17 protein-coding genes are annotated in these 24,954 nt (G+C 55.9%); 11 read left to right on the forward strand and 6 right to left on the reverse strand.

Annotated features, from left to right (window positions below; genetic code table 11):
- Nucleotides 1–5: 5 nt before the first annotated feature.
- Nucleotides 6–7,382: a beta-ketoacyl synthase N-terminal-like domain-containing protein gene (locus tag FRD01_RS21985; RefSeq protein ID WP_146963086.1), complete on the forward strand. Its 7,377-nt coding sequence runs from the start codon at nucleotides 6–8 to the stop codon at nucleotides 7,380–7,382.
- Here FRD01_RS21985 and FRD01_RS21990 read toward each other — a convergent pair.
- Entirely contained in the window at nucleotides 7,379–9,490 is a 2,112-nt protein-coding gene (locus FRD01_RS21990) for a Tex family protein (protein ID WP_249755827.1), read from the reverse strand. The genes FRD01_RS21985 and FRD01_RS21990 overlap by 4 nt on opposite strands.
- Nucleotides 9,491–9,580: 90 nt before the next feature.
- Here FRD01_RS21990 and FRD01_RS21995 point away from each other — a divergent pair, with 90 nt between their 5' ends.
- From FRD01_RS21995 to FRD01_RS22005, 3 genes are read left to right on the forward strand one after another with little or no spacing between them, the layout of a single operon-like run.
- On the forward strand, nucleotides 9,581–9,892 hold the full coding sequence (locus tag FRD01_RS21995) for a hypothetical protein (protein ID WP_249755828.1): 312 nt from the start codon (nucleotides 9,581–9,583) through the stop codon (nucleotides 9,890–9,892).
- Nucleotides 9,852–10,556, forward strand: a complete 705-nt coding sequence (locus tag FRD01_RS22000) for a hypothetical protein (RefSeq protein ID WP_146963089.1) — start codon at nucleotides 9,852–9,854, stop codon at nucleotides 10,554–10,556. Before FRD01_RS21995 ends, FRD01_RS22000 begins: the two co-directional genes overlap by 41 nt.
- The gene (locus tag FRD01_RS22005; RefSeq protein WP_146963090.1) at nucleotides 10,553–10,960 is read left to right on the forward strand and encodes a hypothetical protein; all 408 of its coding nucleotides are present in this window, start codon (nucleotides 10,553–10,555) and stop codon (nucleotides 10,958–10,960) included. Before FRD01_RS22000 ends, FRD01_RS22005 begins: the two co-directional genes overlap by 4 nt.
- A gap of 1 nt (nucleotide 10,961) precedes the next feature.
- Here the strand turns inward: FRD01_RS22005 and FRD01_RS22010 are convergent, their stop codons facing one another.
- Nucleotides 10,962–11,642, reverse strand: a complete 681-nt coding sequence (locus FRD01_RS22010) for a tetratricopeptide repeat protein (RefSeq protein WP_146963091.1) — start codon at nucleotides 11,640–11,642, stop codon at nucleotides 10,962–10,964.
- Nucleotides 11,643–11,807: 165 nt separating this feature from the next.
- On the opposite strand from FRD01_RS22010, the gene FRD01_RS22015 reads away from it, so the two are divergent.
- Entirely contained in the window at nucleotides 11,808–13,004 is a 1,197-nt protein-coding gene (locus FRD01_RS22015; RefSeq protein WP_146963092.1) for a polysaccharide deacetylase family protein, read from the forward strand.
- Nucleotides 13,005–13,015: 11 nt separating this feature from the next.
- Here the strand turns inward: FRD01_RS22015 and FRD01_RS22020 are convergent, their stop codons facing one another.
- Nucleotides 13,016–13,636: a hypothetical protein gene (locus tag FRD01_RS22020; protein WP_146963093.1), complete on the reverse strand. Its 621-nt coding sequence runs from the start codon at nucleotides 13,634–13,636 to the stop codon at nucleotides 13,016–13,018.
- A 72-nt stretch (nucleotides 13,637–13,708) separates the two neighbouring features.
- Here FRD01_RS22020 and FRD01_RS22025 point away from each other — a divergent pair, with 72 nt between their 5' ends.
- The gene (locus tag FRD01_RS22025; RefSeq protein WP_146963094.1) at nucleotides 13,709–14,629 is read left to right on the forward strand and encodes an NAD(P)H-dependent flavin oxidoreductase; all 921 of its coding nucleotides are present in this window, start codon (nucleotides 13,709–13,711) and stop codon (nucleotides 14,627–14,629) included.
- 28 nt (nucleotides 14,630–14,657) lie between these two features.
- Here FRD01_RS22025 and FRD01_RS22030 read toward each other — a convergent pair whose 3' ends face one another.
- Nucleotides 14,658–15,065, reverse strand: coding sequence for a HupE/UreJ family protein (locus tag FRD01_RS22030; protein WP_146963095.1), 408 nt, complete (start codon nucleotides 15,063–15,065; stop codon nucleotides 14,658–14,660).
- 235 nt (nucleotides 15,066–15,300) lie between these two features.
- On the opposite strand from FRD01_RS22030, the gene FRD01_RS22035 reads away from it, so the two are divergent.
- Nucleotides 15,301–16,356, forward strand: a complete 1,056-nt coding sequence (locus FRD01_RS22035) for a hypothetical protein (RefSeq protein WP_146963096.1) — start codon at nucleotides 15,301–15,303, stop codon at nucleotides 16,354–16,356.
- A gap of 45 nt (nucleotides 16,357–16,401) precedes the next feature.
- A complete protein-coding gene (locus tag FRD01_RS22040) occupies nucleotides 16,402–17,760 on the forward strand; it encodes an alpha/beta hydrolase (RefSeq protein WP_146963097.1) in 1,359 nt (452 codons plus the stop codon).
- 2 nt (nucleotides 17,761–17,762) lie between these two features.
- Here the strand turns inward: FRD01_RS22040 and FRD01_RS22045 are convergent, their stop codons facing one another.
- Together FRD01_RS22045 and FRD01_RS22050 are read right to left on the reverse strand one after the other, a co-directional pair.
- Nucleotides 17,763–18,383: a histidine phosphatase family protein gene (locus FRD01_RS22045; RefSeq protein WP_146963098.1), complete on the reverse strand. Its 621-nt coding sequence runs from the start codon at nucleotides 18,381–18,383 to the stop codon at nucleotides 17,763–17,765.
- A 14-nt stretch (nucleotides 18,384–18,397) separates the two neighbouring features.
- Nucleotides 18,398–20,119 carry a DEAD/DEAH box helicase gene (locus FRD01_RS22050; RefSeq protein WP_146963099.1) on the reverse strand — a complete coding sequence of 574 codons (1,722 nt, stop codon included), beginning with the start codon at nucleotides 20,117–20,119 and terminating at the stop codon, nucleotides 18,398–18,400.
- Nucleotides 20,120–20,258: 139 nt separating this feature from the next.
- Between FRD01_RS22050 and FRD01_RS22055 the strand changes: the two genes are divergently transcribed.
- The 3 genes from FRD01_RS22055 to FRD01_RS22065 all read left to right on the forward strand — a co-directional run bounded on the left by FRD01_RS22055 (nucleotide 20,259) and on the right by FRD01_RS22065 (nucleotide 24,886).
- Entirely contained in the window at nucleotides 20,259–22,019 is a 1,761-nt protein-coding gene (locus tag FRD01_RS22055) for a thiamine pyrophosphate-binding protein (RefSeq protein ID WP_146963100.1), read from the forward strand.
- 28 nt (nucleotides 22,020–22,047) lie between these two features.
- On the forward strand, nucleotides 22,048–24,018 hold the full coding sequence (locus tag FRD01_RS22060; RefSeq protein ID WP_249755829.1) for an aldolase/citrate lyase/malate synthase family protein: 1,971 nt from the start codon (nucleotides 22,048–22,050) through the stop codon (nucleotides 24,016–24,018).
- A 286-nt stretch (nucleotides 24,019–24,304) separates the two neighbouring features.
- Nucleotides 24,305–24,886, forward strand: coding sequence for a hypothetical protein (locus FRD01_RS22065; RefSeq protein ID WP_146963102.1), 582 nt, complete (start codon nucleotides 24,305–24,307; stop codon nucleotides 24,884–24,886).
- Nucleotides 24,887–24,954: the final 68 nt, after the last annotated feature.

The following is a 24,954-nucleotide window of genomic DNA, read 5'->3' on the forward strand; positions in this document are numbered from 1 at the left end:
CTAAGATGCGATTTGAACCAATTGCAATCGTTGGGCGCGCCTGCGTGCTCCCAGGGGCCTTGAGTCCTGAAGAGCTTTGGAGTGCCGTCGTGGCGGGAAAAGACCTCGTGTCTTCAGCCCCAGAAGGGCGTTGGGGAATGCCCAAGGCCGAGGCGCTCTGTTCACCTGACGAAGATACGACGGACAAGGCTTGGTCTGACCGTGGTGGGTATGTCCGGGGTTTTGAGAACGTCTGGAAACCAGATGGTTTTGGAGTGGCCCCAGAGTCCCTGACTGGCGTGGACGAAGGCGTGCGCTGGGCGCTTCATTGCGCGCGAGAAGCATTGCGTGATGCGGGCGATAGCCGAGTTGGGGCAGTGGATAGGTCGCGCGTTTCGGCGATCTATGGATTGCTTGGCTTTCCGACAGCCGAGATGAGCGCCTACGCCGAGGCCTACTGGATGGGCGCGGAGCGGCCAGACCCTAGAAACCGGTTTATGGCTGCGGGCTCGGTGGCGACCATGCGTTCTGCGCTTGGGCTTAGCGGAGCGTCCTTCGCTATCGATACCGCCTGCGCAAGCTCGCTTTTCGCCATCAAACTAGCCTGTGACCAACTTCACGACGGAAGCGTGGATATGGCGCTTGCGGGTGCTGTGAACCGTTCCGACGACCTCTTCATTCACGTCGGGTTTACGGCGTTGAAGGCTTTGAGTAAGTCCGGGCAAAGTCGGCCCTTTCACGCCGACGCAGACGGGCTCCTACCTGCCGAAGGCGCGGGGTTTGTGGCCCTAAAGCGGCTCAGTGACGCGCGCCGGGACGGAAACAAGATTTACGGCGTTATCCGCGGTGTTGGCCTCTCGAACGACGGGCGTGGACGTGGCTTCTTGGCTCCTCTTGAGTCTGGGCAAGCACGCGCTATTCGTCAGGCGTATGAGGTCAGCGGCGTGTCTCCGAGCCAGGTTTCCTTGCTTGAATGCCACGCAACCGGGACGTCGGTAGGTGACGCCACCGAGCTAAAGAGCACGGGAGAGCTCTATCAGGGGCTCAGCGGCGTGCCGATGGGCTCGCTCAAGTCCAATATGGGTCACCTGATTACGGCAGCTGGAGTTGCTGGACTCATCAAAGTGCTCGAGGCCATGCGTCACCAGACCCGGCCTCCAACTCTACACGCGTCCAAGGAGAATCCAGCGCTCCAAAGCTCACCCTTTAGACTTGTGCACAAGGCCGAGCGTTGGGAATCCAACGGGCCGAGGGTTGCGGGCGTGAGTGCCTTCGGTTTTGGTGGAAATAACGCCCATCTCTTGGTGAGCGAAGACTCGCCTGAATTGGGTGAATTCGGTACGGGACGGTCCGTACCGCATTCGGCCGATGAGCTGGTCGTGGTTGCTCTTGGCTCTGTGATCGGCAACAAAACCGACGCCTTGAGCGCGGCTCAGGCACTGGCGAAGAACGAAGCGGTTCACCAAGAGACGGGAGCCGTGGAGATGGCGCTGGCGGGCCTCAAGTTCCCTCCGACCGACCTCAAAGAGACCATTCCTCAGCAGCTCACGATTTTGAATGCTGCCCGTCAGGCATTGACTCAGACTGAAGTGGACCCCCTCAGAACCGGTGTTTTCCTCGGCACAGAGCCGGACAATGAGGTTTGCCGGTATGGCCTTAGGTGGAGGCTTCCACACTGGTGCAGACGAATGGGACTAGACCCGGCTGAGCATCAGTCTTGGATCGAACGCAATAAAGACTTGGTGGTGCCTCGCCTGACTTCGGCTGGCGTTGTGGGCACCATGCCCAACATCCCTGCGAATCGCCTGAACAATCAGTTCGATTTAGGTGGGCAGTCGTTTACGGTCTTTGGAGGACCGGCGTCGGGTCAGATTGCGCTTCATTTGGCAGCGCGTGCGATTGAGTCGGGAGAGCTAGATGCTGCGTTGGTCGGGGCCGTGGACATGTGCGCGGACCAGGTCCACAGACGGGCTCAGACGGACTTGGAGCGTGGCCCCGGCGAGGGGCAGCTGGTTGAGGGAGCCGATGCGGCCGTGATGTTGGTCATCAAGCGCGCAACAGATGCTCAGCGGGCAGGGGATACCATCTTGGGCCGCCTCAGTTTGAGTGGTCCGAGCTTTCCTCAGCTTGGTGCGAACCATGCTGCACAAGGACTTAGGGATTTGGCTTTGGGTTATGCCCAGGGACTTAAAACACATTACCAACCGGAAGGCCCAACCTTGAGTTTTCCTGGACATAACCACGTGAAGATTGAGCCTCTGCCTGGTGGCATGGCTGCGAGACAAACCATGAGCGATATTCAAAAAATGGCGCCTGCGCCGAGCCTTCCTAAAACTGATTGGGTTGAACCCGTGAACTCGGGCGTAAACGTGGGCTCTGTCCATGTCCCTGTAAACGCGGTCCCTGCCCCTGTGAACGCGGGCTCCGTCCGCGTTGAAACCAATGTTGTACCGACTCAAAACTTGGAACTCTTGCGAAATAGCCTGTCAGAGATTGGGCAGATGCAGCAACGGTTCTTGGCAGAGCAGAGTGCGTTGTTTCAGCAGTTTATGGCTGTTCAATCACAAGGTATGGCCCTGCTTCATGCGGCTCAGAACGGAGTCCAACACGCGCCAGTGTCGGTAAATGGTCCGACGATCAATGGTCCGTCTTTGAGTTTGCGTTCGGAATCACAACGCACAGAGAGCCCGCGTGTACACTCTATTCCGTCCTCGGCACCCCAAGAGCCTTTAACACCTCCTTCGGCACCTCAGGCGCCCAAGAACGGAGTGGGTCACGAATCGCAACGTGCGGAGAGCCCGACTATCCACTCCACTCCAGCACCGCAGGTAGTTTCGAAACCAAAACCGATTTCGGTACCTCAGGCGCCGAAGAACGCTGTGGGTAAGGAGACGCAACGCGAAGAAAGCCCGCGTGTAGAGGTTCAAGCGTCGCACGGCATCAAGTTCGACGAGTGGCGCGAGCCCATCGGGCCCACCTGGGGTTTTGAAGAGCTCAAGATTCACGCGTCTGGAAAGATCAGCGAAATCTACGGAGACATTTTCAAAGTTCAGGACGACTTCCACCGTCAGGTGCGCATGCCGGAGCCGCCGCTCCTGCTTGCTGACCGAGTCACCGGGATGGACGCTGAGCCTGGCTCCATGAAAACAGGTACCATCTGGACCGAGACCGACCTCAGACCCGACGCGTGGTACCTGCACGAAGGCCACGTCCCACCCGGCATCATGATCGAGTCGGGCCAAGCGGACTTGATGCTCATCTCCTACCTTGGCGTAGACTTTACGAACAAGAGTGAGCGCATCTACCGACTACTCGGATGCGAACTGACCTACTTCGGTGGCATGCCCAAAGCCGGCGACACCATGGAGTACCAAATCGTGCTCGATGGTCACGCCAAACAAGGCGGTACTCGCCTCATGTTCTTCCATTACGACTGTCGCGTAGATGGCGAGGTTCGCCTCGCGGTCAGAAAGGGGCAGGCGGGATTCTTCACTGACGAAGAGCTTGCGAACTCCGAAGGGTGTTTGTGGAAGCCCGAGACCCAAGAGATCAAGGCTGACGCTACCGTTGATGCACCTTTCGCGATGTGTACTCGTGAGACTTTTGACGCGGACCAAATCCGCGCGTTTGCCGACGGCCGTCCTTGGGATTGTTTTGGAGAGGGCTTCGAAGTCTCGAAGACGCATACCCGAACGCCTCGGATCCAAAACGGAAAGATGCTCTTCCACGACAATATCGAGATCAAGATCCCGGGCCGGGATGCTCAAGCAGGGCCGTGGAATCGGGGCTATTTGAAGTCCACTTGGGAGGTAGATCCCGACCATTGGTTCTTCGACGGGCACTTCAAGAACGACCCGTGTATGCCGGGCACCCTGATGTTTGACGGATGTCTTCAGGCGATGGCGTTCTACATGGCGGCGCAGGGCATCACCCTTGAGCGCGATGGCTGGCGCTTTGAGCTCGTCCCAGAGATTCCGTACCAACTCAGCTGCCGTGGCCAGGTGACCCCTCAGGCCAAAGTTCTTACCTATGAGATTTTCGTAGAAGAGTTTGTGGCAGGGCCAATCCCCACAATCTATGCGGATTTGCTCTGCACCGTTGATGGCCTAAAGGCCTTCCATGCCCGCCGGGTAGGACTGCAGCTCATCCCGAGTTGGCCGCTCGATGAGGGCAGTAAGCTCCTTGACGGCTACGTCGAGAAAGAAGGCGTTGCCACTGCCAACGGCTTCCCATTTGACTATCGCTCCATGCTCGCCTGTGCAAACGGCCGCCCGTCTGAGGCTTTCGGTCCGATTTACGACCGGTTTGACTCACACATACGCGTCGCGCGCCTTCCAAACCCGCCGTATCACTTTGTGACTCGGGTTTCGCGACTTGAGGGCGAGATCGGCTCGATGCAGAAGGGAATGGAAGTGGATATCGAGTACGATATCCCGGCCGACGCCTGGTATTTTGACGAGAATGGCTGCCGAAACATGCCGTTTGCGGTCTTGCTCGAGGCGGCGCTTCAGCCGTGTGGCTGGCTCGCTTCATATCTCGGCTGCGCGCTGACCGTCGATCGCGAGCTCTTCTTCCGAAACCTCGATGGCACCGGTACTTTGCACGTGGACTTGCTTCCCGACGCCGGCACCATGGTTACCAAAGTCAAGAGCACGAATATCTCCAAGACCGGTCCGATGATCATCGTCGGTTTTGAGGTCGAGTGTTTGATTGGTGATACGCTGGTCTACGACTTGAAGACGGTCTTTGGATTCTTCCCCGCGGAAGCTCTGCAAAACCAGATTGGACTTCCGACCACAGACGAGCAGCGCGCGTTGTTGAACGCCGAGCCGCTCAACGCCGTCAACCTTAAGGACCGTCCAAAAGGCTATTGGGAGAATGCACGACCTAAGCTCGCCGAGCCGATGTTGTTGATGATCGACCGTGTGGCCTATTTTGACCCGAAAGGCGGGCCGGCGGGACTTGGAGCGCTCCGCGCCGAGAAAGACGTAGACCCTGGCGAGTGGTTCTTTAAGGCTCACTTCTTCCAGGACCCGGTGCAACCTGGGTCATTGGGGATCGAGGCGATGATCCAACTCCTTCAGTTCTACATGCTCGAAACTGGTATGGACGAAGGCATTGAGAATCCGCGTTTTGAGACCTTGAGTCACGCTCATGAGATGACTTGGAAGTACCGCGGACAGGTGATTCCGAAGAATAAGCTGATCCAGACCACCATCGAGATCACCGAGACCGGACGCGACGAAGACGGTGTTTATGCTGTGTGTAATGCCTCCCTATGGGTGGACAGCAAGCGCATCTATGAAGCCTTCAATATGGGCATGCGTATCGTGAGCGGGGGAGGGGGCGAAAGGCGCACTCTGACCCTGGATCCGGCTAAGGACACATGGCTCAACGACCATTGTCCGACCTACACGTTGCCCGCTCTTCCGATGATGAGCATGGTGGACTTGCTTGCACAGGGAGCATGCACGGCCGACCAGGTCACCCGCCTCGAAGACGTACGAATCAAGGGCTGGCTTGCCCTCGACGGTGCCAAAGAAGTCTGGACCGAGCGAAGTGGCGAGCAGGTCAAACTCCTCGTTGCAGGGGCCGATGGGCCTCGTGAGGTGGCAAGTGCGCGCGTGATTACTGGCGAATTTACGGCACGTCCCGTACCGCTAAAGCCACTCAAGGGTGAGAAGATTAGTGGGCAAGAGGTCTATCAAAGTGGAAACCTCTTCCATGGCCCCGCGTTCCAGATCCTGCAGGATATGGTGCGCACGGCTGAGGGAGCGACGTCTTGGTTGAGTGCTGCTGGGCCGGCCGATATGCAAGGTCGCGTTAATGGCTTGCTCCTTGACGGTGCGACTCACTCAATTCCTCACGATAACCTCCAGATTTGGGGTGATAAATACGAGGCTGATAAAGTCGCGTATCCGGCCTTGATTCCGGAGATTAGGTTCTTTGGACCCACGCCAACCTCGGGAACGATTCGTTGCGAAGTTCGTCCTGACGGCTTCATGGGCAGTCCGGATTTCCCGGCGTTCAAAGTCCAACTCATCGATGAATCCGGCGTCTGGTGCCAAATGCGCCTGGTTGAGGCGTGTTTTCCAAAGGGAACTCTGGGCTCAGCAGATCCAGCTGACCGACAGCGCTTTTTGAGGGACCGCGAATACGTCGAGGGCGTCCGAATCTCTAGCGCTCAAGGCGAAGATACCTTTGTGACCGAGGCGGACATCAAAGCCGTGGATTGGTTTCCCGGCACGGTAGATGCCGTCTATGGTTTGAAAAACTCCAGCTCTGCTCTGACCAAAGTTCAACAAATCGGGATCAAAGAGCATATTGCTGCAGCGCACAAAATCCATCCTGGGGTGCTTCCCGATGCATTGCCACTAACCAAGTTCAAGCTCGAGGCGCGACAGTCCGGCTCCGAGGTCACGGTCAAAGGTGACCCTAACGGAAAGCTAGATATCAAGAGCGTTCGGGAGTTCTGGACTCAGTGGTTTGACCGCGATCCTTGGCCTGTAGAGGACCTCTATTACGGGCTGATTGAGCGTTTTGTGCGCCGCATCATCGTCACCGATCCAAAGGCATTAGAAGCCATCAAAGGCCAAAGTACGCTCTTCCTTGCGAACCATCAGATTGGTGTAGAGTCCTTGCTCTTTTCCGTCATCGCGTCGGGCCTCACGGAGGTTCCCACCGTGACTCTCGCAAAGATCGAGCACAAGTACACATGGCTTGGTAAACTCATCGACCTCTGCTTCCGTTATCCTGAAGTAAGAGACCCCAAGGTCATCACGTTCTTCGATCGCGAAGACAAGGCGTCCTTGCCGGCGATCATCAACGAACTCGCCGTGGAGATGGCGGGCCCGGGGCGCTCGGTCATGGTGCATATCGAAGGCACACGTTCGCTAGAATGCAGGACACCTGTGCAAAAGATGAGTGGGGCGTTCATCGATATGGCGCTCGGCGTCAACGCGCCCATCGTTCCGGTGCGCTTTGTGGGCGGGTTACCCGTGGATCCTTTGGAAAAACGAATCGAATTCCCCATCGGAATGGGCAAACAAGATATCTACTTCGGACGCCCGATCATGCCTGAGGAGCTTTCGAAGCTGCATTACGGCGCTCGAAAAGAGCTCGTGGTGTCGAGCATCAATGAGCTTGGGCCACCCAATTCAATCGAAGAACCCATCACCGGTGATCCAGACTTTGCAGCGAAAGTGGACGCTTGGATGGACTCGCACCCCGGCGTCTTGCACGAACACGCGACGCTTCGAGAAATGCTCGCCGAGCTCGCTCAGCCAGGCGAGGAAGTCGCCAGATTGCTCGCTGCCAAGTCGGCCGAAGACATCGACGCCTCTGCGCCAAAGGGCGCATGGCTAAGAGAGTTTGCGGAGCAGTTGATAGGCAAGAAGGCTTAAGACTTCATGGAGAGTCCTATCCGGCCTCTTTTTGCGTCGATCGACGAAATCTTCACATCCACAACCTGCCCGATACTCAAGACTTCATAAGGGTTCTTTACGAAGTGGTCGGCCATTTCACTGACGTGGACTAGCCCATCTTGTTTGACGCCAATGTCCACAAAGGCGCCGAAATCAACCACGTTTCGGACGGTCCCTTTGAGGCGCATTCCTACGCGCAAATCATCCATACTCATGACATCGGAGCGCAGCTGCGGCGCGTCCAACTCCTGGCGCGGGTCGCGTCCTGGGCGAATCAGAGCCTCCATCACGTCTCGAAGGGTATGCGGGCCTACGCCGTGCTCGTCGGCCAACTTCACGACCACCGCGCGCGTTTCGGGGCTTGGGTCAGCGAGCGTCTTTTCCAGCGCTGCACTGGCAAACTCGAGCTTGAGCGCTTTCAGAACCGCTTTGGCAAAACCGTAGTTTTCGGGGTGAATTCCCGTCCAGTCGAGCGGCTCCTTTCCGTCGCGAATCCTCAAGAATCCGGCACATTGCTCGAAGGTCTTTGCGCCCAAACCTTTGACCTTTTTGAGGTCCGCACGACTCTTAAAAGGGCCGTTCTCGTTTCTGTGCGCCACTATCCTGGACGCGAGCACAGGGCCGATACCCGCTACACGCGCCAGGAGCGATTCTGACGCAGAGTTCAGATCAACCCCGACGCTGTTGACCACGTCTTCGACTACCGCATCTAGAGAGTCCTGAAGGCGATTCTGATTCACGTCATGTTGATACATGCCGACCCCGATACTTTTGGGGTCTATCTTAACTAGCTCAGCTAAGGGGTCTTGAACGCGCCTCGCGATTGAGACGGCGCCGCGGATGCTCACATCGAGGTCGGGAAACTCTTCTCGGGCCACATCGGACGCCGAGTAAACGCTCGCGCCGGCCTCGTCCACCACCAGGTACTGAACCCCGTTTGACACGGCCTTGGCCACTACTTCTTCGGTCTCACGACTACCGGTGCCATTCCCGATGGCGACGATATCGATTTGAAATCGCCGGATGAAGTCTTGAATCTCCTTCGGAGCATTGGCAGCGCGGCCATCATGGACGTAGATCTGACCGGTCCCCAGAAGTTTTCCGGTAGCGTCCACAGCGGCGAGCTTACAACCGGTTCTCATGCCTGGGTCTACGCCAAGCACTCGTTTTCCAACCAGTGGAGGCTGAAGGAGCAAATTCTTCAAATTGACCCCGAACACACTAATCGCGTGCTCATCCGCGGCCTTCTCAACCTCACCTCTTAAATCGCGCTCAATTGTAGGGTGAATCAGCCGTTTGAAAGCGTCTGTCGCAGCCTCGTCCATGATGCGTCGTGCGGGCCCTCGGGCGCGATTCACGTGCCGAGAGATCCACTCCACAAGTCTCTCTTCGTCCACCTCGAGCCCCGCGCTCAAGACTTTTTCCGCCTCCGCGCGCCGAATCGCGAGGACCTGATGCGGGCGGGTTCGTGAAATCGGCGAGGCGAACTCGTAGTACATTTCGTACTTTGGATCGGGGTCGGCCCCACGGCGCTTTTTGGCTATCAGCCTGCCGTACTTTCGAGCGTTGGTGCGCGAGTAGTCACGGACATCGGCGTCGTCGGAGATTTCTTCGGCGATGATATCGCGCGCTCCCTCGATTACGGCTTGAGCGTCGGGGTAGTCATCACAGACATATTTGCTCGCGAGGCCTTGAAAGTCTCGGTCGGCCTTGATGGCGTTGGCGACCGGCTCTAGGCCAGCCTCAATAGCCTTCTTGGCACGTGTGATGCGCCGAGGCTTGAAGGGCGCATAGAGGTCTTCGAGGCGTTCAATCGAGTCCGCGGATGACAAGGACTTCTTGAGCTTGGGGTTCAGTTTCCCCTGATCATCGATCGACTTAAGGATATACGCGCGCCGGTCTTCGAGGGCCTTGAGTTCCCCGGAAACTCTAGCAATATCTCGAATCTGAACCTCGTCTAATCCGCCGGTTGCTTCTTTGCGGTAGCGGGCGATAAACGGAACCGTGTTGCCGTCATCGAGCAGGCCAAGCGTGGCCTTGACGTTGCGTAGGTCCAACGAAAGTTCTCGAGCAATTCTATCTTCCATAATCATCTCTCTAGACAGGTACCAGGTTGTGCCTGAGTGCAAAGCATCTATACTCAGAGAATGTATCGCAAAACAGCATTAACTTTCGCCATGGCTTTGACTTCAACGGCCATTTTCTCGTGCCAAACATCCGAGTCAGGAAAAGAGGCTCCCGTCAAACCGGGTTCGTTTCAGAAAGTGACTGGCATCGCCGAGGTCAAAGCCGGCAACTCTGAGGACGTCTTGGTCTTGCAAGACGTCAACACTCAGTCAGAGTACTGCCTCAAGAATGCCAATTTTGAAGTCGGGCAACGAGTGGAATATGAGGGTGAAGCCCGTGCCGTGCTCCCTTTTAAAAGCGAGCATTGTATGGAGTTGAAGGATGCAAAAGTCGAGGCGATGGCGGCGCCCGTGGGTGAATAATCGCAGAGCCGTGCTGGCTTTGATCCTGCTGGCACCGGCGTGCGGCACCCAGTTGTGTCAGCCCGAGGAGCCGCCAACGTATTCGGAAATCACCTACTTGCACTACAAGCAGCCGAATCGAGATGCGTCATATCCATCGTTCAAAGTTTTGATGGCTTCCGAAGACGGTACGTATGTGGAAGACGATGAAATAGGGCTTCCGTATCCCCACACTCATCAGTGGGGAAAGGCTCTGAAAATTTTGATTCAAAGCCGGTACAATGCGACTTGGCGCCACACGAGCCACTCGGTGGAAAAAGTAATCTGGGAAAAAGAAGTTTTGCAGGGACCTGTGAGGCTCCATGGTATCTCGGCTCCATATTTTGGAGCGGACAGGAGATCTTTCATCGACGAGAAGAGGCTCGATTGCGGGGCGCCGGAGGTCTGCGCACAACTCGATGGAGCCATCCAAAATGGCAAGAAGTTCGACCTCATTTTCGAATTCGGAACATCGGCGGACGCGCCACTCCTAGTCGTCGGTATCGAGGAACCCACGTGTTACTCGAGCCTAGACTGCGGGATACGCGAAGAGTGTTGTCAGTTGGAGGGTAGGGAGGTTTGCGTCGAAGACTTAGCCTGCCCAGAAGGGCAAGGGTTCAGCTTTGGAAAGGTGGAGTCCCAATGAGTGGCACGACTTGGATGGTTGTAGGGCTGGTAATTCATACGCTCTACTTTTGTGTGACCACCCTCTGGACTCGTGAGTTTTACCGGATTCAGGAGTCCAACAATCACATATTCGCTCATGTGTTGGTCGGCTCAGTACTAGCGTCGGTTGGGATCGCTCTTGCGAATCTAATGGGGCCAGAGTTCTGGTATGGTTCCACGTACCTCATGATGCCGTGGGTCTACCTCATCTTGTGCAAAACACTCTCGGCACTGACGAAACGCATCTACTCAAGACCACTGATCTTTGCTGTCAAGAACAACATGATGGCGCCTGAAACCCGTGATGCCAAAGCGTGGGATTACGTAGTCTCATTCTTCCTCCTACTGACGCCTCTCGTGATTCCTCCGGCGATTTTCGAGTAACTCACTGGCCGGGTTGTTCTTCATTCTTAGACGTCCGTTTTAGCCAGAGTTCGCGCGTTTTTTCCGGGAGACCGTCGTGGCCTTTTGGAGATTTTAGAACGGTCTCAACTCTGGCTCGGTGCATCGGTTTGACGGTCTTCAAAATCTCCTCTGCATCTGCGTCTTGACCAAAAAGAATGAGAACCAGGGCGCGATGGAGTTTGACGTTTCGGCGAAAACTCCCAAAACGTATCGGGCTTAGCTTCATGCTTTCTGACGCAGAATTGAAGAGCTCCATCGCTCGCTCTAACTCACCATTCCAAAGCATGGCGACACCTCGGTTCATTACGAAAATTGGGTGCATAGGGTGAGCAAGATAGTTCAGACAGAGCTCTTCGAAGCTAGCCGAGGCCTCCTCCAAATTTCCTGCTTCGAGCAAGGCCTCCGCAAGCCGATTCTGGCGCCTAGCGTGGCGTTGTCTCCAGTAGGCGTGCGCTGTAGAGGCGAGTGCAAAAACGAGAATACTCAACACGAGAACAAGCAGGCTCTGACTCAACCACCACGCGAGGCTCACGATCAGGATCAGCAGGCCAAGCGTAGCGATTTCGCTCGGGCGATAGCCCACCGGACGAAGCGGCTGGTAGTGCGGCTCTTGAGGCAGTCGTCGAGTCAGGCTTTCTTCGGGATGTGGTGCATTTGTCATCGAATCGACACTAGCACTCAACATGCGCAGTAGAAAAGGCGTCTCAACACGCCTGAAACCTCCTGAAAACTCCTCGCTACTAGTTGATCTTCCACGGCGATTTGCTAGTTTCGCCGGGCACTGGATGATATAGTTGTACGGTCGCGTGAACCGCCGGGAGAATAAATGAAGAATTTGAATTGGATGTTTGCTGGATTCTTGGCCTTGAGTTTGAGCGCATGCGGCACCGATGCCCCTGACCCAGAGTTCCTGGAAGATAACGGGGAGCCCTATACCGAAGATGGCATCGAAGCGTGGGGAGAGGCCTTTGACGACCTCCAGTCGGGTAAGGCTGACACCAGCGGCTGCAATGGCGTTTACGTCCCGGATCCAGGTGGATTCGGTGGCAAAGTCTCTTTGACGTTCGACGACGGTCCTCACCCAACTTATACGAATATGGTTTTGGACACGCTCGCTCAACACGGCATCAAGGCGACCTTCTTCATCAACGGCAAACGCGTCAACTCCCAAGCTGCTCGAGACGCGCTCAAGCGCATCGTGGACGAAGGACATATCCTCGCCAACCACTCCCACAACCACTCGAATCTTGGCACCATGGCGGACCTCGCCCGTGTTGAGGCTGAAGTTGATAATACCCACACCATCATTGAAGGTGCGGGTGTGACGCCCGAGTTCTTCCGGTTCCCGTTCGGTAGTTCAAACTGCTCAACCGCCGACTTGGTGCGCTCCTTTGGCTACAAGATTACGGGCTGGCACACTGACTCCGCTGACTGGTGCTTTGCGAGCGCCACCGGTGGCGTTGGCTATTGTGACGCTCGCACATTCAAACACGTTCCGGACGCGGTGCGGGACAATATGGGCGAGTTGGTGATGCAACAAGTCTACCGCAAGAACGGTGGAATTGTACTTTTCCATGACGTCAATCCTTATACCGCTGAGAGTCTCGATGGGATCATTCAGCAGATGAAAGCCTCTGAGATGACCTTCGTGAATCTCGACGACCTCAATACCTTCCCCCTCTTGAACGGCGAAGAACCAGCAGCACAGCCATGGGTTGGAAGTGAGTGCGAAGATAGCGATACGTGTTCGTTTGCCGAGAACGCCTCGTGCCTTAGCTACGACGAAGGCGGGTTCTGCGTGATGCCATGTGAAGGGTTCTGCTCCGACTTCCCGGGCCGAGCCGGTACGTTCTGCGTGTCGCTTGACGGCGGAGAAACTGGAAGTTGTGTGTCCAAGTCGGCTGCGCAAAACTCAAATTGTGCGGCACTTCCTGGCACGGTTGCAGTTGAGAAAGAGCGTTATGTTGGCACGTCGTCGGCGCCTCTTTCCACAGCAATTGTCTGCCTACCCGAAGGCCTCTAAGGCTTAGGCGGCTAGTCGTCGCTGTCTAGCTCCCAAAGCGGGACCATCAGAAATCCAACACTCATGGGGATTCGCAGGATCAGGCCGCCGCCGGCCCAAAAGTCCGCGGCTTGTCCCGGGTGAATAGCCGTGGACGCTTCCAAAAAGAAGCCGATACTCGCCTCGCCGTGGGAAACACCAAACGCACAACCTTCCGAAGAGCTACACTCGCCAAAAACTCCATCGGACCAGTCGGCCCATTCAACAGTGCCTTGGACTGTGAACGCGGCGGCATGCGGACGTTCTTGACCGGAGAAGAGATAGTGCGCTTTGACGTTTGTGCCCCAGCGTGGACCATTTTCCACGGGCCAAAGTAGTCCGCCTTCTAGGTATGGACCGTGCCGCAACTCCCCACTCGTCACTGGGAAAACACTCCAGCCTGGGCCGATGTCGAAACTCCTAAAATAGCCGTTTGGATTGAGCTGCAGCAGATGGATGCCCGCCCGCAGAGGGAATGTGGCAGCTATCCCTTCTGGGCCACCTTTTGCTGCGACACCGGCATCGACCTTGATGGGTGGGATGAGCAGCGGGACCGGAACACATCCAATCCAAAATGTGGCACCAAGGAGCAAAATCGCGCGTTTAAAAGACATCTCAGTTTCCGTTGGGTTGACGCCTGATTCTGGACTATAAGTGAACCAAATCCAAATCAAGGAGCCTGAAAAATGCTAGGTATTTATGAGAGAAAAAGACTTCCGTTAATCGCTGCTCCGATGTTCCTAGTCTCGGGCCTCGAGCTCGTGCGTGCGACCTGCAAAGAACAGGTGGTTGGGACCTTTCCCGCTCTGAATCAACGCACCACCGAGGGCTTTCAGGACTGGGTCCAAGAGCTCAATGAAACGCTTGGTCCCGAGGATTCGGCTTATGGCGTGAACTTGATCGTGCATCGCTCGAACCCACGTCTCGAAGCAGATTTGGAAGTTTGTGTGGCAAATAAGGTTCCGCTGATCATCACGTCGCTTGGTGCGGTGCAGGAGGTCGTGGATGCCGTGCATTCCTATGGTGGACTGGTTTTTCACGACGTGACCACGCGCAGACACGCCGAGAAAGCTGCCGAGGCGGGCGTTGACGGGCTTATCCTGGTCAGCGGTGGAGCAGGGGGCCACGCCGGTTTCCTAAATCCGTTCGGGTTCTTCAACGAAGTCCGCGAGTTCTTCGACAAGACCGTTTTATTGGCGGGCTCGATCTCAACCGGCCGAGATATCGCAGCTGCGAAAGTTCTCGGTGCTGATTTTGCCTATGTGGGTACGCGATTTGTGGCCACTAAGGAGAGCAGTGCGCAGCCTGAATACAAGCAGATGGTTTGTGACGCGCGCACCGCCGATATTGTGCATACGCCGGCAGTTTCTGGGGTTCCAGCCAATTTCATGCGGCAAAGCCTCGAGGCCAATGGCTTTGACATGAAAGAGCTCACGAAGCCTGGGCATGTCAATTTCGGCGAAAAGCTTTCGATGAGTGAGGAGGCCAAGGCGTGGAAGACGATTTGGTCGGCCGGACATGGTGCCGCGGCGATTCACGACATCCCGAGCGTCAAAGACTTGGTAGCAAGAATGAAAGACGAGTACACGCGGGCTCTGTCCGCGTGAGATGAACCTTGGGCGAGTTCTGCACCATTCATCTGAGGAGGCGAGAGCGCTCCTCTACAGATACAGAAGCCAGGAAGCCGAGTCCCGCTGTGGCTGCATGTAGTGCAACGGTCGCGATTCCAAGACCGATAGAATAGCTGGCGGCAGCTTCCGGAGTCTTCAACACATGCGCGTAGCCATGCAGAAGCACAAAACCCGTAACCAAAGCCGTGCTGATCATCATCGCGGTCCGGCGCGCCTCTACCAAACTCACGGCCTTAAAACTCGCACCGAACGCGATTAGGCCCGTGGCCAAGGTAGCCAGAAGGTGGTCCAAACCGGTGACTGGATGGGCTAGGCCGTCCAGAAATCCTGGAGCGTGATAGTGTCCAGCGTGAGCGAGAGCCGTGTTGGCAGCAAGGAGAATCGCAAATAGGGTCAGGGTTTTGAGCTTCATAACTTTCCTTATTAGGTTTCGCGCCTCTGTCTTCATTCGAGAAATTCGAAGCCCAGCCTTGTACAGCGAAGGCCTTCGGTTCGTAAAGTACTATGGACGGCTACTGCATTTTTAGGTTTCTTCAGGTGAATCGCGTGGTGAATTTGGGTACACATCCAATTTAAGCCAAAGCTGTTGCTTTTTCATTGGTATTTTGTTTTGGTGCCGCAGGTTTTCGAGCGGTTAGGAGTGTGCGATGAATGTGTTCAAGTTGATTGTCTTGTCTGTGGCGCTTTTGGGTTTTGCCTGTGGAGATCCGCCAACCAAGAAGGCGGGAACCTCGTCGGCCGGCACCTTGAACCTGCCATGCTATCCAAACGATACCTGCAATCCTGGGCTCATTTGTACGGATGGGTTCTGCAGGTCTATGGACAATCCGAACAATCCCACAAACAATTCCAACAACTCGAATAACCCCACGAATAATTTCAATAACCCAACCAACAACTTCAACAATCCGACCAATAATCAGTCGAACACCGGCAATCAAAATAACCTAACCAACCAGAACAATCCGACCAATAATCAGAACAATCCAGTTATCATCTGCGGCGACTCCTTCGCGGAAGGGAACGAGGCTTGTGATACCAGCGATTTGCGCGGAAACACCTGCACAAGCGTGGGTTTTGCGGGTGGTGGAACATTGAGGTGTCAAGCCAACTGCGCCGGTTTCGATACCTCGAGTTGTTTCAGAAGTCTCTGTGGGAATGGTCGCCTAGATGGTGGCGAACTTTGCGACGGCACCGACCTCGGCGCCCAAAGCTGCACGTCCTTGGGCTACGACTCTGGGACACTAAGATGCACTACGAGTTGTGAGTTCGACGAATCCCTTTGCCGCTCCAACCAATGTGGAGACGGGTTAGCACAGGGAGCGGAGCAGTGCGACGGAAACGACCTTCAAGGATTGAATTGCCAATCGTTTGGGTATGACGACGGAAGCCTTTCCTGCGGTGGCACGTGCCAGGTGGACCTCGCGGGCTGCTTCAATAACAGCTCCTTTGCTTGTGGATTGCAGCAGCCAGAGGGCGGTACGTGTTCTGTCAACAACCCGAACTCGTGTGCGTGCATGGGTTGTTTGAGTCAATGTGAAGTTACGACAACTAGCTTCCCGCCCACGACTGAGTACAGCGATTGTGTGTGTGCGGTATGCAATGGCAATGACGGGTGCAACACCTGCAACAACGACGGACAATGTGACCCCTTCTTCGAATCATGCTCCTGTGGTGATTGTGTAGACCACCCGCTTTGTTAAGACTCGTGTAGAGGAGGGCTCTGTCGTCCTGAGTATCAAGACCCCATGGATACTATGAAAATCTGCAGAACTCATCCAACGCGGACAGAGCCCGCGTGTACAATTCTGGCGCTCTGCTTGGTCCTAGTTAGTTGCTCATCAGATCCAGACCCTCCCGTCCAGGACATGGGCACCCAGGAAGACGTCTCAAGTTCCGTAGATTTTAGCACCCAAGACGATCTCAGCACCTCCGAGGATCTCGGCACCTCTGAAGATCTCAGCGACCTGGAAGACCTTCCAGACCCTGACCCAAGCGTACTCGACCAAACCCTGGATGCCCTGCGTCAAGATTTCGAAGCTGAGAGACTTCGAATCGCCAATGAAACCGAGTCCGGATGGCCGTTGGCCACCGAACAAGGCTATCTCGTGGTGACAGACTCCACTGAGTTTACCCACATAGCGGGCGATTTTGATGGCTGGCAGGGGCAAGCACTCACCCAAGATACGGGCTTTAGGTGGGCAGTCATCAGTGAAGGACGAGCCTACAAGTTCCTTAGGATTCAAGACGAGACCCAGAGCAATTGGGCTGCCGATATCTGGTCACGCGCCTACGGATGGGACGAGAATGGTCCAATCAGCTATCTGCGCTCGAGCATCGCTTCAGAGGCTCATAGAGAGCGTTTCTTCCAAATCGGAACTCAGACTGTGAGCCGACGTACCGTCCGTGTCTGGGTGCCTTCTGGCGAGCCCACAGCGTTGATTTACGCACACGATGGCCAGAACCTCTTTGAACCCGATGCCATCAACGGTGGCTGGCGCCTCAATGAATCCGCGCCAGAAGGGCTGATGATCGTTGGGGTCGACAATACCCCCGAGCGCTTTCAAGACTATACGCACACCACCGACAACGCGACCGGCTCCTCCGTTGGAGGTGGCGCCGACGCCTACCTGGCCATGATCAAGGACCAAGTCCGGCCATTGATTGCACAACACTACGGCGAGCCAGCCAAAGTTGGAATGATGGGGTCTTCGTTGGGTGGCCTAGTCTCGCTTTACGCGGCCTTGACGCAAACCTCAGACTACGATTTCGTGGCGAGTCTTTCGGGCACCGCCGGCTGGGGAAGCATCGACGCTCAGAACCAAACGATCATCGACTTGTTTGAGGCGGCAGCAAAACCGGAAATCCGCATCTACATCGACTCAGGAGGGTTTGGCGATTGCGCAGACTCCGACGGTGATGGCATCGAAGACGACGGAGATGGCACCGACAACTACTGTGAAAACAAACAGTTGGAAGCAGTCTTGTTGAATAAAGGATTTGTGGCCGGCGTAGACTTCTGGCACTGGCACGAGCCCGGCGCGCCTCATAACGAATCGGCCTGGGCGGACCGGGTGTTTCGGCCGCTGGCAGCTTTCTTAGAGTGAGGCTAGAGGCTTAGCAACACGAAGTCTGCCGGTTCGATCATCATCGACTCGTGAGCCGTCATGAGCGAGGTGCCCGCGTTTGAGGCGCGAACGCCCGCGATGACGTCCGAATGTGTGACGACACCAAAGCGTTTGTGGGCTTTGCAGTACTCCTGAAGAGCCCCGTTCACGCGCTCCACACCATCTTTCATCGACTCGCCGTTCGGCGGCGTTCGGTCCTGGCCAGCCTTCCAATGCGTCACGCGCCAATCCCACGAGCCAATCTCGGGGTTTGGATCGTCGCCTCGAGACAACATATTGAATCGAGCATCCACAATCACATCGTTAAGCCCAAGGTCTTCAGCCAGCACCTTCGCGGTGTTTTGAGCACGCCCAATTTCCGAGGAAATCAGGACTTCCAGCCCAAGCGATTTGAGCTCGTCCGAAAGGTCCTCGGCTTGTTGAACACCCTTTGGAGTCAGGGCATTTGCCTGCTCGTCAGTGAGTCCGTCGGTCTGTCCGACATTCGTGAAAGCTTCCGCGTGTCGGATGACCACTGCAGTGCAGGTCCGCGTTGGAGCTTCCTCAGGAGCCGACTGACATCCCAGGGTGCCCAAGGCCAAAGTGAAGAGTAGTTTTTTCATCTTTCAGGTCTCCTCTACTTCTTCTTGCCCTTCTTGGACTTGGTCACAACCTTTTGGACGCCGCGTCCATCGTCGGGAACTACTGAAACATCGATGCCACGAAGGCTCACGGTGGAGTGTTCGTTGAGCATGATCTGCGCGAGCTCCGCGCTCATGCCCACCGTGGTCTTGCCACGACTGACCTGAACACGGCCGATATGGCCGCCGCTAACGCCCGTTTCATTGGCAATCGCGCCTACCACATCGCCGACTCGAATGCCCTGGTTGGAGCCAGCCGTCAAAATGAGTTGCACCTGATTCACGTCCGCAAAGCTTGGCGCATCACCGCCACGGCTCTGTTTTCCTTTCTTGCCCTTGGACTTTCGGTCATCGCGTGGGTTTGAGTCACGCATGGCGCGTACCGACTTCCGAACGTAGGTCGGCCGGTCTTTGGTCCGCTCCATGAACAAGTCGATGCCACGCTCGCGGGCGAGCAGGGCGGTTGCAGCGGCGGCGAGGTGTTCGAGGTCCCAAACACCAGTGCCAATCAGATGCTCGATCCACTTCTCAGCGCGATTGAGCTCCTTGTCGCTCACCATACCCATGGCCTGCGCCAGAGTGTGCTGCTGCGCACTCGCGATTTCGAAATCCGACGGTACGTCGTACTCAGGAATCGCCGCGTCGAGGTCCTTCTCCATATAGCGCAACTTTCGTTGTTCAGCCGGAGACACGAACGTGATCGCCAAGCCTTCGCGACCCGCACGACCTGTGCGGCCGATGCGGTGCACGTAGGTTTCTGTATCTTGAGGTAAATCGTAGTTCACTACGAAGGTGATATGGTCGATATCAATCCCGCGCGCGGCCACGTCAGTCGCCACAACCACCTTGATCTGACGGTTTCTAAGCCTTCCCACCACGGCTTCGCGAGCAGACTGGCTCAAGTCTCCGTGTAGAGCTTCAGCCGAAACACCGGCATCGTTCAGATTCTCCGCCACATCGGCGCACGACGCGCGTGTTCGGGCGAAGACGAGCACGGCTTCATGAGGGGTTCCGCGCAAGATTCGCCGCAGGGCGTCCATCTTGCTCGAGTGCGGCACCATTACGTGACCCTGCTGGATATGGTGCGAGGTCAGGCCGCTATCTTCCACCTGTACGTTGACAGGATCTTTGAGGTGTTTCTTTGCCACGCGAGCGATCGGTGGTGGCAAAGTCGCCGAGAAGAGGGCAACCTGACGGGTCTCGGGCGTGGCGTCCATGATGCGCTCAACATCCTCGATGAAGCCCATGCGGAGCATCTCGTCGGCCTCGTCAAGCACGAGCATTTCGAGCTTGCTCAGGTCCAATGAACCCTTGTCCAAGTGGTCGATAATACGGCCAGGGGTGCCGACTACAATCGGCACACCGCGTGCCAGACCCTTAAACTGCGGTTGGTATGCTGCACCACCGTAAATGGTCAGAACTTGCACGCGGGTCTTCGAGGCCATTTGCGTCAACGCATCTGATACCTGAATGGCGAGCTCGCGAGTCGGAACAAGTACGAGTGCGTGAACGCCTTTATTGACGTCGCGAACTTTGTGGATGAGGGGCAATCCAAACGCTGCGGTTTTTCCAGAGCCGGTTCGAGCACCGCCGATGACGTCTCTTCCCTCCATGATGGTTGGGATGGCTTCTTCCTGGATTGGAGTTGGGGTTTCAAACCCCATCAGGCGGGTCGCTTCTACAATTCTTGGGTCTAACCCAAAGTCTTCAAATTTCATATTCTCTCAGTTCTTAAAGCACTAGGCGCGTGCCGTATTTCATGCCAACGGCGTTTGGTCAATGATGATCCATCTTGACACTTGCCGCGGTTTAGACGACGCAGGAAACCTAACAGATTGTGTAGCGATAAGGAAAACGATGAGTGAGCGACACGGCGGAGACATCATCGGGGCGCGGCTAGCAGCCCGCGGCATCAAGGCACTCTACACCCTTTGCGGCGGACATATCTCGCCCATTTTGGTCGGAGCCGAGAAACATGGCGTCCGGATCGTGGATGTGCGCGACGAAAAACACGCCGTCTTCGCTGCCGATGCTACTGCGCGCATGACCGGCTTGCCTGGCGTGGCCGCAGTGACCGCGGGCCCGGGGCTCACGAACACCGTGACTGCCGTCAAAAATGCCGAGATGGCGCAGGTCCCACTCCTCATCCTCGGCGGGGCCACCGCCACCGTGCTCCGTGGTCGCGGCTCCCTCCAAGATATCGATCAGATTGCGCTCATGACGCCTGTGACCAAATGGTCAACGCGCGTCACCACGGTCAAGGCACTCGGACCAACCATCGACAAAGCGCTCGAAGTCGCCATGGAAGGTGTTCCTGGGCCCGTCTTTGTAGAAGTCCCCGTGGACCTTCTCTACCCAAAAGAGGTGGTGCGTTCCTGGTATCTCAAGGAAGCCGGCCTCGACAACCCCAAGACCTTGCCAGAAAAGGGCCTCGAGCTCGCCGTCAAAGGCTATCTCGGCCGCCAGTTCCACCAGCCGCACGTCGAGGTCGACCTCGACCTTCCGCGCCCCGACATGAGCATGTTCGGCGATTCTTTTGAGGCACAGGTTGCAAAGGTCTCAAAGGCGCTGAGCGGCGCGAAGAAGCCCGTACTGGTGGTCGGAAGCCAAGCGCTCGTGAATATGCTTCCCGGACAAGCTGACGATTTGGCCAAAGCTATTGAGAGTCTGGGCATTCCAACGTTCCTCGGTGGCACCGCAAGGGGACTCCTCGGAAGATTTTCGCCGGTTCAATTCCGCCACAAGCGAAGCGCCGCGTTGAAGAAAGCTGACGTGGTCATCGTGGCTGGATTCCCCTTTGATTTCCGACTCGGGTACGGGCGAAGCATCAATAAGAAATGCACACTCGTCTCGGCAAACCTGAGCGCCGAGGATTTGAAGAAGAATCGACGGCCCGATATTGCGGTGCAACATCATCCCGGAGAGTTCCTCAACGCTCTTGCGCGCACCGCGAAGCCCGGTCAGTGGGATAGCTGGTTCGACGAGATTCGAAAGCGCGAGGACGAGCGCGACGCGCAGATTGTAGAGCAGGGCGCAGAGCCCACAAATGATGGACTCATCAACCCACTCGACTTCTTCCTCAAGATGGAAGAACAAATGGCCGATGATGCCGTGCTAGTGGTGGACGGTGGGGACTGGGTCGCGACTGCCGCGTATATCTTGAGGCCGCGCGCACCACTCTCATGGCTAGATCCAGGTGTTTTTGGCACGCTCGGTGTGGGTGGTGGATTTGCGGTTGGGGCAGGTGTAGCCAAGCCAGGAAAGGAATGCTGGATCATCTGGGGCGATGGCTCGTCGGCTTATTCGTTGTCGGAGTTTGATACCTTTGCACGTCATGGGTTGGCGCCGATCGCTGTGGTCGGAAACGACGCGAGTTGGGCCCAGATTGCCCGTGACCAGGTCGAGATTCTGGGAACACCACTTGGCACCGTGCTCGAGCGAACTGAGTACCACAAAGTTGCCGAGGGTTATGGCGGGGTGGGGCTCCTTCTCACCAAGCCTCAGGATATCGACAAAACCATCGCAAAAGCCAAGAAGTTGGCCGCGCAGGGAAAACCCGTGCTCATCAATGTCCATATCGGTGGCAGCGACTTCCGCAAGGGTTCCATCTCCATTTGAAGCGCCTTCAGGCGCAGAAAAAGCACCCATGAAAATCGAATACTATTCCGATTATATCTCGCCAGATTTACTGACCCATCTGATTCAAAATTCGGAAGATGCGCCCGGGGTCGAGGGTCTTAAAGTCGCGTCCGGGCCTATCGGCGAGTTCCCGGATATCGAGACGCCTGAGGCGCATAAGTTCTTGATTGAGCTCTATTTGAGGACCCGCGACCACCTGAACAAGGTCTTGGTCCAGCGCGCGAAAGACCGAGCATTCATAGACCAAAAGACCTCCGAGTTTGTGGCGCATAACGCGGAGCTCGATTTCCATTCACCGGCCTACAAGACCGTCATCGGTCTCAAGGACGATGAAGGCCGAATCGTGATTGGCCCGAATCCAGATTATCGCGGCGACGCAACCAAAACCGTGGATGTGCCTAGGTTTATGGAGGGCATTCAGGTGACCCTCTTTGGTCCTCCGGATACGGCAAAGCTCTCAATCAACGCGATGAACGCCATCCACCGTATCCCTAAGGCCGAGCCGAAGATCGTTAGCGACTTGGTTAACGAATCCGGAGAGGTTGCGCGTTGGGGGGCCGATAACGAGGACTCAAAGACGCCTATCATGCGTAATTTCTTGCACGCGTGCAGGAATCTCGTGGGCTGTTTTGATGGAACCCTGAGCTTCGACGACCCTGACCGAAACAAGTCGTATCGCCTTGAAAATGAGCGCCTCTCAAAGCCAATTAAGCGCTTTCCCGGGCTCGCCATTCCTGACGGAAACCATATTCTTGATGGAGAGCCTCTGCCGCTTCATCTCTTCGATTTTGGCATGCATATGTTCCACAATTGGGACAAGCCAGAGGCGTTGGTCTTCTACGTCCCAAAACTCGAAAACGAAGAGGAAGCGGCCTATATCCACCATCTGGTAAAATCCGCCGAAGAGCTCCTTCAAACGCGTCATCCCGAATACCAAATGGGGCAAGTGCGGCTATTCATCGTCTATGAGAATCCGCGCGCGATTTTTAGGATCCGAGAGATTGCCGACACCCTTCATCCCTACTTTCTAGGCGGCTCACTCGGCTGGCATGACTTCCTGGGTTCGACCGCGCGCGTCTTCAAGAATGACCCGCGATATCGAATTCCGGTCAAGGCAGACCCGAATATCGTCATCAACCACATCAAAGAGTCGCATACTCTCCTGGTTGAGAAGTTGAGCCCGATTGGCGGCATCAAGATTGGAGGCATGTACGGCGTGCTCTTTGAGGACGGCAACCCAGCTTCGTACGAAGTCTCCATGGTCGGCTACATCAAGGACGTCATCACCCAACTCAAACGCGGGTTGGATGGATTCTGGGTGGCTCACCCGGACTTTGTACGCACGGGAATCGCGTTGGTGATGGCTTACAGAGACCTTGCAGCAGGCGACGAGACCACTCTGACCACACTCGTCAAAGAGCTCGTCCCCAGCGCCGTTGAGCACGAGCCCTTGCTCGAATTCATCTTTGGAACGGACGTACCTGGCCTGGACAAATCTGACCCGCTCTACCCACGAGCCGTGCTCGCCGCCACACTCGAGAAGTCAGACGTGATTGCCAACGATGACCCTGAGGAAGTGCGCTACAACGTCTTCCAGGCCCTGCAATACTTGGCCGACTGGTTGAGCGGCAATGGTTGTGTGGCCCTTCCCGCCACCATGACCAACCGCGCTGGCCAGGCTATCACAGTCCGCGTCATGGACGACCTCGCCACGACCGAACGCTCACGTTGGGAGCTCTGGGCAGAGGTCGCTCATGGCCGTGTTTCAGTCCCAGAGTTTGACGCCATCCTCCAAGCTGAACTCGAGTTCATCCGTGCAGGAAAAGATGCGCCAGGTCACGAAATCGCCGTCAAATGGGAAGGGGAGGCCGCCAAATGGTATCCAAAGGCCGCTGAGATTCTGCGCCAATTGGTCGTGACAGATAGACCCGTAGAGTTCGCCACCGAACTCTTGCTTCCGTACACGGTCAACCGCTAGCTAGCGGTACGTCACGCACGCTCTTTGCGTACGACAAGGAAGACCGACTTAGCCATGCGAGTGACCCACTTGGGGTCGTGACATTCTCGGAGCGAGACGCCCTTGGGTGCGTGATTCGTGAATACACACCCGATTGCATCGCCTCGCAGTGTAGTGATGACTCACGCGAGGTTCGCTATGAGTACGATCTGATGGGCCGAGTGACGACTCAACATTACGGCTCAGAGAACAAACCCGGTATGCTTCACAGCATACGAGAAAAAGCAATCAAGAAACAGAACGGTGGTTGGGCAAAGGGTATGAAGTTTACAATCACGGCGGCACTCGTGAATCGAAGTTGGCAACGATTTGCCTCACATCAAATATTTTAACAACAAGACCGACGGACATATTTTCTATGACAAACCAAATTGAGAGTTGGATCCAAAAGGCGAAACCTATCGAAGAGTGGCATAGCGATGATTTTGATGAGTGCCCCGAGTTCCCGATTTATATGCTCGCGCCGGAGGACGCCAAAATTGTTTGGGGTTCAGTTGTAGGCGAGGCTAAGAACATGTTTGTAGGATTTCCCGACGATCACTGGACGAATAAAAAAACTAAGCTCGGAACTCATTCTATGGACGAAGAGGATTGTGATGTTGGCGAGCAGTTAGAGACACTTAGACTTGCTGTAGATTGGCAATTGGACACTTGGGTTCTTCTCTTGTTCGGCCGCGGAGTCGTCGCGGTGGGGCAACTTGAGTCTTTCTTACAGCGATGGATTGACATGATGGGATTTGAGATGTTTTTTCTAACGAACGCCAACGGAGATTGGAAAGAAGAACTCGTTTTTGTTGCCGGTCCCAATATCTTCAAATGCGAAACGTAAGCGGTCGAAATGGTGGACGGCCGGGTGACGTGCTATCGCCTTCGCAGCGCCTAGCTCGAATATGACTC

The sequence above is a fragment of the Microvenator marinus genome (assembly GCF_007993755.1).
In the GTDB taxonomy this organism is placed as follows: domain Bacteria; phylum Myxococcota_A; class Bradymonadia; order Bradymonadales; family Bradymonadaceae; genus Allomicrovenator; species Allomicrovenator marinus.

Coding starts and splice junctions, on each gene's coding strand:
- FRD01_RS21990 (WP_249755827.1), bottom strand. CDS start 9,490: ATGGAAGATAGAATTGCTCGAGAACTTTCGTTGGACCTACGCAACGTC.
- FRD01_RS22025 (WP_146963094.1), top strand. CDS start 13,709: ATGCTAGGTATTTATGAGAGAAAAAGACTTCCGTTAATCGCTGCTCCG.
- FRD01_RS22060 (WP_249755829.1), top strand. CDS start 22,048: ATGAAAATCGAATACTATTCCGATTATATCTCGCCAGATTTACTGACC.
- FRD01_RS21995 (WP_249755828.1), top strand. CDS start 9,581: ATGGCTTTGACTTCAACGGCCATTTTCTCGTGCCAAACATCCGAGTCA.
- FRD01_RS21985 (WP_146963086.1), top strand. CDS start 6: ATGCGATTTGAACCAATTGCAATCGTTGGGCGCGCCTGCGTGCTCCCA.
- FRD01_RS22030 (WP_146963095.1), bottom strand. CDS start 15,065: ATGAAGCTCAAAACCCTGACCCTATTTGCGATTCTCCTTGCTGCCAAC.
- FRD01_RS22045 (WP_146963098.1), bottom strand. CDS start 18,383: ATGAAAAAACTACTCTTCACTTTGGCCTTGGGCACCCTGGGATGTCAG.
- FRD01_RS22015 (WP_146963092.1), top strand. CDS start 11,808: ATGAAGAATTTGAATTGGATGTTTGCTGGATTCTTGGCCTTGAGTTTG.
- FRD01_RS22050 (WP_146963099.1), bottom strand. CDS start 20,119: ATGAAATTTGAAGACTTTGGGTTAGACCCAAGAATTGTAGAAGCGACC.
- FRD01_RS22035 (WP_146963096.1), top strand. CDS start 15,301: ATGAATGTGTTCAAGTTGATTGTCTTGTCTGTGGCGCTTTTGGGTTTT.
- FRD01_RS22010 (WP_146963091.1), bottom strand. CDS start 11,642: ATGACAAATGCACCACATCCCGAAGAAAGCCTGACTCGACGACTGCCT.
- FRD01_RS22040 (WP_146963097.1), top strand. CDS start 16,402: ATGGATACTATGAAAATCTGCAGAACTCATCCAACGCGGACAGAGCCC.
- FRD01_RS22000 (WP_146963089.1), top strand. CDS start 9,852: ATGCAAAAGTCGAGGCGATGGCGGCGCCCGTGGGTGAATAATCGCAGA.
- FRD01_RS22020 (WP_146963093.1), bottom strand. CDS start 13,636: ATGTCTTTTAAACGCGCGATTTTGCTCCTTGGTGCCACATTTTGGATT.
- FRD01_RS22055 (WP_146963100.1), top strand. CDS start 20,259: ATGAGTGAGCGACACGGCGGAGACATCATCGGGGCGCGGCTAGCAGCC.
- FRD01_RS22005 (WP_146963090.1), top strand. CDS start 10,553: ATGAGTGGCACGACTTGGATGGTTGTAGGGCTGGTAATTCATACGCTC.